Annotated in this window: 12 protein-coding genes; 5 read left to right on the forward strand and 7 right to left on the reverse strand. The window is 56.6% G+C overall.

Annotated features, from left to right (window positions below; translation table 11 throughout):
* The first annotated feature begins 39 nt into the window (after positions 1-39).
* Positions 40-720, forward strand: coding sequence for a rhomboid family intramembrane serine protease (locus MWU60_RS06250; RefSeq protein ID WP_247226348.1), 681 nt, complete (start codon positions 40-42; stop codon positions 718-720).
* Here the strand turns inward: MWU60_RS06250 and murJ are convergent.
* From murJ to MWU60_RS06265, 3 genes are all read right to left on the reverse strand, one after another.
* Positions 717-2,279 carry a murein biosynthesis integral membrane protein MurJ gene (gene murJ, locus MWU60_RS06255; protein WP_247226351.1) on the reverse strand — a complete coding sequence of 521 codons (1,563 nt, stop codon included), beginning with the start codon at positions 2,277-2,279 and terminating at the stop codon, positions 717-719. The two genes, MWU60_RS06250 and murJ, sit on opposite strands and share 4 nt — an antisense overlap.
* 70 nt (positions 2,280-2,349) lie before the next feature.
* Positions 2,350-5,145, reverse strand: coding sequence for a [protein-PII] uridylyltransferase (locus MWU60_RS06260; RefSeq protein WP_247226861.1), 2,796 nt, complete (start codon positions 5,143-5,145; stop codon positions 2,350-2,352).
* Positions 5,126-6,310: a penicillin-binding protein activator gene (locus MWU60_RS06265; RefSeq protein WP_247226352.1), complete on the reverse strand. Its 1,185-nt coding sequence runs from the start codon at positions 6,308-6,310 to the stop codon at positions 5,126-5,128. Before MWU60_RS06265 ends, MWU60_RS06260 begins: the two co-directional genes overlap by 20 nt.
* Before the next feature lie 104 nt (positions 6,311-6,414).
* Between MWU60_RS06265 and rsmI the strand changes: the two genes are divergently transcribed.
* The 3 genes from rsmI (at position 6,415) to gshB (ending at position 8,635) form a co-directional block, all read left to right on the forward strand.
* A complete protein-coding gene (gene rsmI / locus MWU60_RS06270) occupies positions 6,415-7,275 on the forward strand; it encodes a 16S rRNA (cytidine(1402)-2'-O)-methyltransferase (RefSeq protein WP_247226353.1) in 861 nt (286 codons plus the stop codon).
* Positions 7,272-7,628 carry a YraN family protein gene (locus tag MWU60_RS06275; RefSeq protein ID WP_247226354.1) on the forward strand — a complete coding sequence of 119 codons (357 nt, stop codon included), beginning with the start codon at positions 7,272-7,274 and terminating at the stop codon, positions 7,626-7,628. The genes rsmI and MWU60_RS06275 overlap by 4 nt, the downstream gene beginning before the upstream one ends.
* A 68-nt stretch (positions 7,629-7,696) precedes the next feature.
* Positions 7,697-8,635: a glutathione synthase gene (gene gshB, locus MWU60_RS06280; protein WP_247226355.1), complete on the forward strand. Its 939-nt coding sequence runs from the start codon at positions 7,697-7,699 to the stop codon at positions 8,633-8,635.
* On the opposite strand, the gene MWU60_RS06285 is transcribed toward gshB, so the two are convergent.
* The 4 genes from MWU60_RS06285 to cobU are packed head-to-tail and all read right to left on the reverse strand — an operon-like array spanning position 8,632 to position 12,037.
* The gene (locus tag MWU60_RS06285; RefSeq protein ID WP_247226356.1) at positions 8,632-10,146 is read right to left on the reverse strand and encodes a YifB family Mg chelatase-like AAA ATPase; all 1,515 of its coding nucleotides are present in this window, start codon (positions 10,144-10,146) and stop codon (positions 8,632-8,634) included. The two genes, gshB and MWU60_RS06285, sit on opposite strands and share 4 nt — an antisense overlap.
* A gap of 51 nt (positions 10,147-10,197) precedes the next feature.
* Positions 10,198-10,887 carry a glutathione S-transferase gene (locus tag MWU60_RS06290; protein ID WP_247226357.1) on the reverse strand — a complete coding sequence of 230 codons (690 nt, stop codon included), beginning with the start codon at positions 10,885-10,887 and terminating at the stop codon, positions 10,198-10,200.
* Positions 10,888-10,946: 59 nt separating this feature from the next.
* A complete protein-coding gene (locus tag MWU60_RS06295; protein WP_247226358.1) occupies positions 10,947-11,516 on the reverse strand; it encodes a histidine phosphatase family protein in 570 nt (189 codons plus the stop codon).
* On the reverse strand, positions 11,513-12,037 hold the full coding sequence (gene cobU, locus MWU60_RS06300) for a bifunctional adenosylcobinamide kinase/adenosylcobinamide-phosphate guanylyltransferase (protein WP_247226359.1): 525 nt from the start codon (positions 12,035-12,037) through the stop codon (positions 11,513-11,515). Before cobU ends, MWU60_RS06295 begins: the two co-directional genes overlap by 4 nt.
* Before the next feature lie 95 nt (positions 12,038-12,132).
* On the opposite strand from cobU, the gene MWU60_RS06305 reads away from it, so the two are divergent.
* Complete coding sequence (locus MWU60_RS06305) at positions 12,133-13,011, forward strand: RNA polymerase factor sigma-32 (RefSeq protein WP_247226360.1); 879 nt, start codon at positions 12,133-12,135, stop codon at positions 13,009-13,011.
* The last annotated feature ends 30 nt before the right edge of the window (positions 13,012-13,041 follow it).

Genomic DNA, 13,041 nt, shown 5'->3' on the forward strand with positions numbered 1-13,041 from the left:
GAGCGACCCGTCAACGTCAACAGCCCCAGTGAGCCCCCTATGAAGCCAGAAAGCCCGTTCAACGCTTTGCCACCTGTGGTCATCGCGCTGACCCTTTTGATAATTGGTATCGAGGCCGTGTTTCAATTGGCCAACGCCGGCATTATCGGTGGCCCCCGCGGTGTTGGCTGGCGGATTGCGGCGATTGAGGAATACGGGTTCTCTGCTGCTGTGCTGGATCGGGTTTTGGTGAATGGTGACTATTCGCTCGATATGCTCAAACGGTTTGTCACCTATCCGTTTGTGAACGTGCAGATCACACAGGTCGCCTTTTGTGCCGCCCTGACGCTGGCTTTGGGTAAGTTCACGGCTGAGTACTATGGGCAGGTGAAGGTTTTGTGTCTTTATGTTGCGACCAGCATCATCGGGGCGATCGCCTATGGTATGCTTGTTGAGGGCACGTATCCTTTGTTGGGCGGTTTTACACCCGTTTACGGTTTGATCGGTGCCTATACCTACGCGCTTTGGTTGCGGTTGGGGAACGCGGGCGAGAACCAGATCATGGCGTTTCGGTTGATCGGGTTTCTTTTGCTGATCCAGTTGATCTTTGGTCTGATCTTTGGCGGCAACAGCCAGTGGATTGCAGAGCTGACAGGCTTCTTTTCGGGGTTCGTGATGTCTGCGGTTTTGGCACCGGGTGGGTGGAGCAGCCTTGTGGCGCGATTGCGCGAACGCTCTTAGCGGCGCAGATTGCGGCGGAACTCTGAGAGTTTGAATGCGCCTAGCAGATGCCCGAGCCCGAAGTAGCTGATGATGCCAATGGCGACTAAAGCCAACAGCGCCACATAGCGGACGGTCGCAATTGCGAAAAACGGTTTCATCACGGTTGCGGTGATGATCAGGATTAGCCCCATGCCAAGGGCGGCCAGAACGATTCTGATTAGGCGTGTCTTGAACCGTGCGTCAAACTTAGCCGCATCACCCATCGTGCGCGTTCCGCGCATCAGCAGAATGACCATCGCCCAGCCGGTCAAAGAAGTGCCAATAGCCGCAGCCGCAAAGCCAATGATGGGAGATAAACCAATCGCCAAAGCCGCATTTAGCACCATCGCAATCAGCGCGTAATAGAATGGTCGCTTTGTGTCTTCGCGCGCAAAAAACAGCGGTTGCAGCGTCTTTTGCAGCACAAAGGCTGGCAGCCCCAGACCATATATAGCAACGGCGAGGGCCGTTGCGGCGGTGTCATCGCTGGTGAAAGCGCCGCGCTCAAACAGCACACTGACGAGCGGCAGCGGGATCACCATCAGCGCGACCGATGCGGGGATCGTCAGTGCCAGGCTGATCTCTGAGGCGCGGTTGAACGCGTCGCGCCCGCCTGTTTCGTCCCCGGCGCGCAGGCGGCGTGAAAGGTCCGGCAGCAGCACGACACCGATGGCGATGCCGACCACACCAAGCGGGAGTTGATAGAGCCGGTCAGCGTAGTTCAGCCATGCAACAGCACCTTCAAAGAAACTCGCCACCTGACGGCCCACAAGCAGGTTGACCTGTACGACTCCGCCTGCAAGGGCGGCAGGGGCTGCGATGATGGCAAGGCGTTTCAGTTCTGGCGTGATCTTTGGCAAGCCAATGCGCAGCGTATATCCGGCACGTTTGGCAGCGATCCACACGACGGTAAGCTGCGCGATGCCAGCAAGGGGGACGGCGTAGGCGAGGGACTGGCCGATGATGCTTTGACCATCCGGTCCGGTGCAGTCACATGTCAGCCCCGTGATGATCAGCGCGATCACGAAGATGATGTTCAACAGCACAGGTGCTGCTGCGGCGGCTGTAAAGCGACCTGTGGCGTTCAAGACGCCCGAAAGTAAGGCTGTGAGCGAGATAAACAGGATATAGGGAAAGGCGATCCGTCCATAATAGACGGCAAGGTCAAACCGTTCGGTGCCAAGAAACCCGCTCGCCATCATTGCCACAAGCGCGGGCATGAAGATGACGCCAATCACGGTAAAGACCGTCAGGATGCCCCCCAGTCCGACAAATGCGTCCTGCGCAAAGCGCTGGGCATCGTCGTCACCTTCGACCTTCTTTGAAAACATGGGCACAAAGGCCATGTTGAACGCGCCTTCGGCAAAGAAGCGGCGAAACAGGTTGGGCAGGGAGAATGCGACCAGAAACGCCTCGGCCACCGGACCTGTGCCAAGGTAGGCCGCGATCATGATATCGCGTACAAACCCCATCACACGGCTGAGCAAGGTCCAGATGCCGACCGTAAAAAAGCCAGTCATGAGGCGAATGGGTTTCACGCGCAGGGCTCCAAAGTTTCTAGAAACTTTAGTCCAATTATTTGGAAAAAATTGGCCTGTGTTACGACGATCACCCCGCCACCGCCCGCTCAGCACCCTGCGCAATTGCTTCGCGTAATTTACGCTCAAGCCCGGCACGCTTTGCTTCTGAGTGGTACTTTAGCCCCACGATGTCCTTGACGTAAAACGTATCCACAACCTGCTCTCCATATGTCGCGATGACGGCTGAGGCGATGTAGACATGCGCATTCGCAAGAGTTCGGGTCAAATCGTAGAGAAGTCCGGGACGGTCGCGCGTGTCGACCTCGATGATTGTGTAAATCTCGGATCCTTCGTTATCGAAGCTGATGTTGGTAGGCACTTTGAATGCACGCTCGCGTTTTTTGATCTTGTCTTTGTCTTTCAGTGCTTCCTTGGCGACGACTTCGCCCTTCAGCGTGCGTTCGATCATTTTGCGCAGACGGGGCAGGCGCGCGGCCTCGTAGGGGTTGCCGTCGTTGTCCTGCACCCAGAAAACGGCCGTCGCATAGCCGTCTTTGGATGTGTATGTCCGCGCGTCCACGACGTTCGCGCCGACCAGTGCAAGCGCCCCGGTCATGCGGCTAAAGAGGCCCGGATGATCCACCATCGCAAAGCAGGCGCGCGTGGCATCGCGGTCTTCATCCAGCATCAGGTCGATCTTGATCTCATCATCCGCGATTTCGCGCAGCAGCTTGGCAAAAACGGTTTGCGCCGAAAGCGGAAGACCCTGCCAGTAAGGGCCATAGTGTCGTCCGACTTCGGCTTTAAGCGCCTTGTTGTCCCAATCAGAAAGGGCCGCACGCAGCGCGCGTTTGGCCTCTACCTCGCGGGTTTCGCGGTTGAGGTCTTCAAGACCGGTTTCCAATGCAGACTTAGTCGCTTTGTAAAGGTTGCGGATCAGCACCGCTTTCCAGTTGTTCCACGTCCCCGGACCAACACCGCGAATGTCACAGACTGTAAGGGCGGTCAGCAAATCCAGCCGCTCAACCGATTTCATCGCCTTGGCAAAACCGCGCACTGTGCGCGGTTCCGAGATATCGCGCTTTTGGGCAATGTCGGACAGCAACAGGTGATATCTGATCAACCATTCGACCGTTTCGCATTCCTTCTTGTTCAGCCCCAGACGCGGTGCCACTTTGCGTGCAATCTGGGCGCCAAGGATGGAGTGATCTTCGTCCCGGCCCTTTCCGATGTCATGCAGCAAAAGCGCGATATAGAGCACTTTGCGGTTCACGCCGCGTTCCAGAATGCCCGAGACAACAGGCAGTTCTTCAATCAGCTCTTTGCGTTCAATCTGGGCCAGGTTGCTGATGCATTGAATCGTATGCTCATCAACGGTGTAGTGGTGATACATGTTGAATTGCATCATCGCGACGATAGGTGCGAATTCGGGAATGAACGCGGCCAATACGCCCAATTCATTCATCCGGCGCAGCGCGCGTTCAGGGTTGCCATGTTTCAGCAGCAGATCAAGGAAAATACGGCGTGCTTCCTTATTGTCACGCATCTCGGCGTCGATCAGATCAAGGTTGGCTGAGATCAGGCGCATTGCGTCAGGATGCAGCAATGTGCCTGTGCGCAACGCCTCTTCAAAGATACGCAGCATATTCAGCTTATCGGCAAAGAATGCCTTTTCACTGGCAACGGTCAGCCGGTTTTGCTTGATGGCATAAGGGGCCTTGGCCCGTTTGCTTCGTCCAAACAGACGCAAGAGCATTGGTTCTTGTTTGGTGTGGTTGGCTTCCAACGCAGTCAGGAAAATACGTGTCAACTCGCCGACATGGGTCGCCTGCCGGAAATAGGCTTGCATGAAATGCTCAACGCCCCGCCTGCCGCCGTGGTCGGTGTAACCCATGGCTGCTGCAACCTCGACCTGCATGTCGAATGTCAGCTGATCTGCGGCCCTATTCGCAATGAGGTGCAAGTGGCAGCGCACGGCCCAAAGAAAATCCTCGGCGGTGACGAAGGTTTCAAATTCTTCGGCGGTGAAAACCTTCAGATCGACCAATTCGGCAGCGTCTTTAACTCCGTTCACGTATTTGCTGATCCAAAAAAGCGATTGCAGGTCGCGTAGCCCGCCTTTGCCCTCTTTGACATTGGGTTCGACCACATAGCGTTGCCCACCTTGCTTACGGTGCCTTGTTGCGCGTTCTTCCAGCTTGGCCTCGATGAATTCGCTGGCTGTTGATTTGAACAAGTCAGACCAGAGCTTGTCGCCCAATTCAGTCGCAAGCTCTGCGTCCCCTGCAAGATAGCGGTATTCGACCAGCGACGTGCGGATCGTATAGTCTTCTTTGGCGAGCCGCAGACAGTCCTTCACGGTCCTGCTGGCATGCCCGACCTTCAGCTTCAGATCCCATAGCATATAAAGCATGGATTCGATCACGCTCTCTGCCCAGGGCGTGATTTTGTAGGGCGTCAGAAACAGCAGATCAACATCGGAATGCGGTGCCATTTCGCCCCGTCCGTAGCCGCCAACCGCAATCAGCGAGAGCCGCTCGCCTTCTGTCGGGTTCGGTAGCTTGTGCAGATGCTCAGTCGCGACATTCAGCACCGTTTTGACAATCTGGTCGGTCAGCCAGCTATAGGCACGCGTGGTCTGGCGCGATGCAAAGGGCTGCGCTTGAAAGGCGGTGGCAATCTGTGACATGCCCGCTTTGCGCGCCTGCCGCAAAGCGGCAACGGTCGCGGCGCGAACGTCCTTTTCCGATTTTGCAGAAAGAATGGCCTCTGCGATCTGGGTCTGCACCGCTTGCGCATCAAAAATGACAGACGCCGGACAGATCAAACCGTCCGGCGCATCTGCCTGCAAAATAAGGTTGGGTTCAGAGGCCGGGGCCACCAAAGCTTCTTGGAGCTTGTTCAAGGATCACAACCTGATTGTTTTCAATAGTAGCAACGGCAAGCCCACGCTGGTTCAGGCCGTTCGGCAAAAGGCGAAAGACGCCTGACGTCCCACGAAACCCTTGCGGCTGGGTCAATGCAGATTTGGTCACTGCATCGGAATTTCCTGCCGCAGCAAGAGCCCCAATCGCCGCAATTCCGTCATAGGCCAAACCTGCGAGCGGATGCGGTTGCGCGCCATATGTCGCCGCATAGCGGTTTGCAAACAGCGTCGACGTGCCCGGATCAGGCATCGCAAAAAGACCGCCCTCAAGTCCCGGCAAGGCTGCCAATTGCGGCAGCGTGTCCCAGCGTGTCAGACCGATAAACCGGCTGCGGTCAGTATCCATCCCTGCATCCGGCAAGGCTGTTGCCAGGATAGGCAAATCGGCACTCGCTCCGGCCGTTGTGAACACGGCTTGTGCACCAGAGTTTCGCACGTTTGAAACAATCCGCCGTGTCGCGGTAAAAATGCCTTGTTGCGACAGCGCATAGCTTTCAACGCCAACCACCTCTGCGCCATTACTTTGTACGGCTGTAGTAATGGCGTCGCGGCCGACCCGTCCGGGCAGGTCATCGCCATGCACGACCATATAGCGGCTGATGCCTTGGCGTGACCCGTATTGTACGAGCCGCTCGGCGGTATTGCCGAATGTCGCGCCAAGGATAAATACATTACCACCTGCGAAAGCGCGGTTGTTTGAGAAGGCGAGCACATTCACGTTGCGGCCCGCGATTGCGACACCAGCGGCGTTTGCCGCTTCGCCGTAAAGTGGCCCAATGATGATCTTTGCACCTGCATCAACAGCCTGTCTTGCTGCGATGGCGGCCTGTTGTGGATTGCCGCCAGCGGTGTTGTAGACCGTCAGATTGACACTGGCACCTTGCAGGTCTGCAATAGCCAATCGGGCGGCGTTTTCAAAATTCTGGGCAAGTTGATTGTCGGTTGCCTGCGCTGACCCACCCGGCACCAGCAAAGCGACTTCAATGGGGGCTGTCGGATCAATCTGCTGACCGACATTGGCATCCGGTGCCAAGGTCACGTCGCAGGCGGCAAGCCAGAGCAGGGCGGTAAAGGCAAAAAAACGAGCAAGCGTCTTGCGGGCGTTGCTGAAACGGGCAAACATACGCGGTATCCCTCCTGGTTCGCGCGATTGGCGTTTGGGTTTGACCCAAAGTCCTGCCGCGATATTGAGGCTCATCATAAAGCAGGGGGCAGCCGGGTCCAGAGATGAATTATATAACCAAGCCACTCTCTGCCGGTCTGTACTTTGTGGCCACACCGATTGGGTCCGCGCGCGATATGACATTGCGTGGTCTGGATATTCTGGCCTCGGCCGATTTGATCGCTGCAGAAGACACCCGCACGGCGCGCAAACTGATGGAAATTCACGGCGTGCCGTTGAATGGCCGCAAGGTCGTGGCGTTCCATGATCATAGTGGTGATGGCGCTGTGGCGCGGCTGGTTGCAGATATCAAAAGTGGAGTTTCGGTGGCATACGTGTCCGAGGCGGGCACACCTTTGATAGCGGATCCGGGGTATGAATTGGGGCGCGCTGTGATTGCCGAAGGGTTGCCGGTGACTTCAGCGCCAGGTGCATCTGCTGTACTTGCGGCACTGACCGTTTCCGGGCTTGCCACGGACCGGTTCGCCTTTGTTGGGTTTCTGCCTGCGTCAAAGAAACAACGCGAAACCGAGATCGCCGGACTGCGGGATGTGCCGTTTACGTTGGTGTTTTACGAAAGCCCGAAACGTGTTGGGGAAATGTTAGGCAATTTGCGCGATGTTCTGGGGGGTCAGAGAGAAGCGGTCGTTTGCCGCGAGCTGACAAAAAAGTTTGAAGAGGTGACGCGCGGGACATTGGCGGAACTGGCAGATGCATTTGCGGCGCGATCCGTGAAGGGTGAAATCGTTGTTCTGGTTGGGCGCGCTGGTGCGGTTGATGTGGCCAACGATGATATCACCGGCGCTTTGCGCGAGGCGATGAAAACGATGCGGGTCAAGGATGCGGCAACAGTTGTGTCAGGGGCGTTGGGTTTGCCGCGCAGGCAGGTCTATCAGATCGCACTGGGTTTGGGAGAAGACGATTGACCGGAACAGTCGGGTATCACGCAGGGCTTGCTGCTGAAGATATCGTTGCAAATGATTATGCAGCGCGCGCGCACGATATCGCGGCGCGTCGCTGGCGTGGAAAAGCTGGCGAAATTGATCTGATTGTGCGGGACGGGGACACCGTTGTTTTCGTCGAAGTGAAGAAAAGCCGCAGTTTTGCGACCGCCGCTGGCCGGCTGGGTCGTCGGCAGATGGAACGCATTGTTACCAGCGCGACAGAGTTTCTGACTGATGAACCGCGCGGTCAACTGACCGATGTGCGCTTTGATCTGGCAGTTGTGAATGGCATGGGTCGCCTCAAAGTGATCGAAAACGCCTTTATGGAAATGTGACATCCCATTGCACATGATCTGTGGCTAGGCCATCAACGCGGCATATCATCTATGCAAGAGGCCGCACCATGTCGCTGAAGATCGCTTTCCAGATGGACCCTATTGGTCCGATTGATATTGATGCCGACAGCACCTTTCGGATTGCCGAGGAGGCACAGGCGCGCGGGCATAGCCTGTTCTACTACACACCGGACAAGCTGGCCTATGATCAGGGTCGCGTAACGGCCACAGGCTGGCCTTTGACGGTGCAGCGTGTGAAGGGCGATCACTTCGCACTTGGCGATGAACAGACCGTGGATCTGGCTGAATTTGATGTGGTTTGGCTGCGGCAGGACCCGCCTTTTGACATGGGCTACATCACAACCACGCATATTCTGGACATGATCCACCCGGATACGATGGTTGTGAACGACCCGTTTTGGGTGCGGAATTATCCTGAAAAGCTGCTGGTGTTGAATTTCCCTGACCTGACCCCCCCAACAATGATCGCCCGAGACCTTGAGACGTTGAAGCGTTTTCGCGCGCAGCATGGTGATGTCATTCTCAAGCCGCTTTATGGCAACGGCGGCGCAGGTGTCTTTAAGCTGAAAGCAGATGACAGCAATCTGGCATCCCTTCATGAGCTTTTTGCGGGCATCAATCGAGAGCCACTGATCATGCAACAGTTTCTGCCGGCCGTTTCCAAGGGCGATAAACGTGTGATCCTGGTCGATGGTGAACCCGTTGGCGCGATCAACCGTGTACCGGCCGCAGGAGAAACACGCTCAAACATGCATGTTGGCGGGCGACCTGAAAAAGTTGACCTGACCGACCGCGACCGCGAGATTTGTGCGCGAATTGGCCCGCTTTTACGCGAAAAGGGTCAGATTTTTGTTGGTATCGATGTGATCGGTGACTGGCTGACCGAGATCAATGTGACCTCGCCCACAGGCATTCAGGAGCTTGAGCGTTTCGACGGCGTCAATATCGCCGAGAAGATTTGGCACGCGATTGAGGCGCGCCGCTAGACTTCTTTTGCCATAGCCAACCGGTAACTGACAGCTTCGGCAACATGTGGTTTGCGCACGTCTTCGGACCCTTCCAGATCAGCTATTGTACGCGCGACGCGCAGGACCCGGTGATAGCCGCGTGCTGACAACCCGAACCGTTCGGCGACTTTGATGAGAAGCGCACGACCTTTGGTATCGGGTGTGGCGATTTCATCCAATAGATGTCCTTCGGCATCTGCGTTGACCCGCACATCGGGGTGGCCGACAAAGCGCTCTGTTTGTGCATCACGGGCCTGACGCACGCGGGCAGCGACATCAGCAGAGCTTTCGCCGCTTTCTGGCAAATCCAGATCGGTGAAGGCAACGGGCGGCACTTCGACCCGTAGATCGAACCTGTCCATCAATGGCCCTGAAATGCGCCCCATGTAGTCCTCGCCACAGACGGGCACCCTCGCGCAGGCGCGCGCGGGATCAGCCAGATACCCGCATTTGCAGGGGTTTGCAGCAGCGACCAGCATGAACCGGCAAGGATAGCGCACATGCGCATTGGCACGCGCGACGACCACCTCTCCGGTCTCGATGGGTTGCCGCAGTGTTTCCAACACTGTGCGCGGGAACTCTGGAAATTCATCCATGAAAAGTACGCCGTTGTGGGCAAGGCTGATCTCGCCGGGTTTGGCGCTGCGGCCACCACCCACGATTGCTGCCATGGATGCCGTATGGTGCGGCTCGCGAAACGGGCGTTCGCGGTTGATGCCGCCTTCATCGAGCAATCCAGAGAGGGAGTGGATCATTGATGTCTCTAACGCTTCTGTCGGCGTCAGTTGCGGCAGGATGCCGGGAATACGTGCTGCCAGCATGGATTTGCCCGATCCCGGTGATCCGACCAAAAGCAGGTGATGCCGTCCTGCTGCGGCGATTTCCAACGCCCGTTTGGCCCGTTCCTGGCCTTTCACCTCGGACAGATCGCGCGCGCCTGTTTGGCTTAAAACTTCGCCGGGTTCGGAGGGTTGCAGCACGGCCTGTCCAGTGAAGTGCCTGACCATTTCGGCCAAACTGCGCGGGGCGATGACATTGACTGCGCCTACCCAAGCGGCCTCTGCGCCGCAGGCATGCGGGCAGAGGAGGGTGCGATTATCCTGTCCTGCCGCCATGGCGGCGGGCAGCGCGCCCACGACAGGCACAAGAGTGCCGTCAAGCGAAAGCTCACCCAAGGCGACGGTTTGTTCGGCATCGTCGCGGGGTATGATGTCAAGCGCTGCCAGTAGCGCCAAGGCGATAGGAAGATCGAAATGCGACCCTTCCTTTGGCAGATCAGCGGGGGACAGATTGATGGTGATCCGCTTTGACGGCAGCGCAATCGCCATCGCGGTTAACGCAGCGCGCACTCTTTCGCGCGCCTCGGATACGGCTTTGTCCGGCAGGCCTACGATGGAAAACGCAGGGATTCCGGGTGTGACGGCGCATTGGACTTCGACCAGCCGCGCCTCAACCCCTTCGAATGCTACCGTGTAGGTCAAAGCGACCATCGCGTTCCCCCGTTCTTGGTTAACGGGTAGGCGCAGGTTCTTTAAGAATGGTTAATCTGTGGCGCTAGGCCAGGGTATTTGGCCAAGGTCGCTTGGGTAGGGCCACGGTTCATGTACTTCTTCCAAGGCGGCTTTGCGCCATGACAGGAATGCGGAATCATTCAGGTGCGCGTCCACGTAGTCTTTGGCCGCAGCACTGACCGGCAGATTATAAGCTGTGATGCGCATTGCGACTGGTGCATAGAAAGCGTCAGCCAGTGAGTAGTTGCCAAACAGCCACGGCCCACCGCTCCCGTGTTGTTTACGTGCCAATGTCCAGAGCATTTCAATTCTTGCCAGATCGTCTTTCACTGCTTGCGAAGCTTCAAAGCCCACCCATCCAAAGCGGATCATCATGGGGCAAGCATCGCGCAATGCCTGAAAGCCGCTGTGCATTTCTGCCGTGATAGAGCGAGCCAAAGCGCGGGCGGCGCTGTCGCGTGGGTACAGGTCAATGTCCGGGTGACGCTCGACCAGCGTTTCAGCCATGGCAATACTGTCGCTCAGGATGTGCCCTTCTGCCGTTTGCAGAACGGGTACGGTTTTGGCGGGTGCAAGATGCGCCAGATCTGCTTGCATTGTGCCGGAGTACAGCCCCACCATATGCGTTTCAAAAGAAAGCCCGAATTTCTCGAGCATAAGCCAGCCGCGCAAGGACCAGCTGCTGAAGGTGCGATCACCGATATAGAGTTGATATGTCATGACTGCCTTCTTAATGGCCGGCCTTACCCAAGACGAACGATCTTATGTGAACAGCCCCATCAAGGGTTGTGATTGATAGGCCCGCTGGTCCATCGACCATCCGCATGCTCCAGCACTGTCACGGAAAGGTTGTCGATCCGATGGCTGAATGCCTCGTATGCCCCGATGCCCAGAGCGCGCTGCACTTGCGTCAGGATTACACCAAAGTGGGCCACAACGATCAGATCGCTATGCCCGCCTGCCAAGTATGCATCAATTGCGGTGTCGACCCTTTGACGAACGGCGTTCCAACTTTCACCACCCGGCGGCGTAATATGTCCCGGCGTTTCCCAATAGGCCCGGATCGTCTTGGGGTCCTCGGCCTCCACGTCAGCAAAGCTGCGCAGTTCCCAGTCACCAAAGTTGATTTCCCGCAAGCTTGGATCATGTGGCAACCTGATGTCGGGCGTCAGTGCGTCCGCTGTTGCACTGGCGCGGATCAGATCGGATGAAACAACCGGGGCATCGGGCAAGTATCCGCGCAACCGTTTGAGGGCATCGGTATCTGACAAATCTGCCGGAATGTCCGACCACCCGACCATTGTTTTGGCATGTGTGGGGCCGTGGCGTACCATCCAGAGCTTAGTCACGGCGTACTGCCTTTGAGTGTCCGCGGGATGCCGGCCATGACTGCGACGACCAATTCGGCCTCTGCTGCCAGTCTTTGGTTCAGACGCCCTTGCGCATTGCGAAATCGGCGTGACAAGGCGTTGTCGGGCACGATGCCTTGGCCAACCTCGTTTGAGACGATCACAACCGGTGCTTGGCAATCTGCCAAGGCGGATAACAGTGCGTTGCTGTAGTGTTCGACATCATGGTCGCCCAAGATCACATTGGTTAGCCAAAGCGTGACGCAATCAATTAATATGGGATCAGTGCCGGTGCATTTTCTCAACGCGCCTGCGATGTCGATTGGTTCTTCGATTGTGGTCCAGCCGTCCCCGCGCATGTGTCGATGACGTGCAATTTTTTCGACCATTTCCGCATCGAATGCTTGGGCCGTCGCGATATAGACTGGAGTGCCCCCGGCCTGTAAAATAAGGCTTTCAGCATAGGCGGATTTGCCAGAGGCAGCGCCACCTAGGACAAGCGTGAGGTTCGGCAATGGCATAAGCGATACTTTTTGTGATCCATTTTCTTCAACCCTGCGTAACTATTTCAGACAACAAAGTTAATGCACCTCACTGCACGCATGGGAGAAATACAATGGGCGTTTCCGGTTTTTCTGATCAGACTTTGTCTCGGACGGCGATGAAAGCAGAGTTGCTTGACGCTGAAACCGAGCTAGCGTTGGCTTATGCGTGGCGGGATGAACGTGATGAACAGGCCCTGCATCGCCTGATCACGGCTTATATGCGTCTGGCGATTTCAATGGCCTCGAAATTCAAGCGTTACGGCGCGCCAATGAATGATCTTATTCAGGAAGCATCGGTTGGTCTGATGAAGGCGGCCGATAAATTTGATCCTGACCGTGGCGTGCGCTTTTCAACCTACGCGGTTTGGTGGATCAAAGCGTCCATTCAGGACTATGTGATGCGCAATTGGTCGATGGTGCGTACCGGGTCCACGTCTTCGCAAAAGTCGTTGTTCTTCAACATGCGCCGCGTACAGGCTCGGTTAGAGCGCGAAGCGGCGGCTGAAGGTAGAGCCATAGACAAGCACAAGATGCGCGAATTGATCGCAATAGAAGTTGGCGTGCCGCTTCATGATGTAGAGATGATGGAAGGCCGGTTGTCTGGGTCCGATTTTTCTTTGAATGCGACCCAATCGGTCGAAGATGAAGGCCGCGAATGGATTGATGCGTTAGAGGATGATGGTCCGCAGGCGGCTGAAACAGTCGAGAGCAATCATGACAATGATACGTTGCGCCAGTGGTTGCTGACCGCGCTAACCGGTCTGAACGATCGTGAGCAGTTCATCGTGCGTGAGCGTAAGCTGCGAGAAGATCCACGTACTTTGGAAAGCCTCGGCACAGAGCTTGGACTGTCGAAAGAACGTGTGCGCCAGCTTGAGGCCGCCGCATTCGGCAAGATGCGCAAAAGCCTTGAGTCCCAAAGTTCTGAGGTCCACGCATTTTTTGCATGACCCAAGACATTGTGTTTCCGGTCTGATCTG

It is taken from the genome of Yoonia sp. F2084L, assembly GCF_023015625.1.
Classification (GTDB): domain Bacteria; phylum Pseudomonadota; class Alphaproteobacteria; order Rhodobacterales; family Rhodobacteraceae; genus Yoonia.

Coding starts and splice junctions, on each gene's coding strand:
- MWU60_RS06250 (WP_247226348.1), top strand. CDS start 40: ATGAAGCCAGAAAGCCCGTTCAACGCTTTGCCACCTGTGGTCATCGCG.
- MWU60_RS06265 (WP_247226352.1), bottom strand. CDS start 6,310: ATGTTTGCCCGTTTCAGCAACGCCCGCAAGACGCTTGCTCGTTTTTTT.
- rsmI (WP_247226353.1), top strand. CDS start 6,415: ATGAATTATATAACCAAGCCACTCTCTGCCGGTCTGTACTTTGTGGCC.
- gshB (WP_247226355.1), top strand. CDS start 7,697: ATGTCGCTGAAGATCGCTTTCCAGATGGACCCTATTGGTCCGATTGAT.
- MWU60_RS06285 (WP_247226356.1), bottom strand. CDS start 10,146: ATGGTCGCTTTGACCTACACGGTAGCATTCGAAGGGGTTGAGGCGCGG.
- MWU60_RS06290 (WP_247226357.1), bottom strand. CDS start 10,887: ATGACATATCAACTCTATATCGGTGATCGCACCTTCAGCAGCTGGTCC.
- cobU (WP_247226359.1), bottom strand. CDS start 12,037: ATGCCATTGCCGAACCTCACGCTTGTCCTAGGTGGCGCTGCCTCTGGC.
- MWU60_RS06305 (WP_247226360.1), top strand. CDS start 12,133: ATGGGCGTTTCCGGTTTTTCTGATCAGACTTTGTCTCGGACGGCGATG.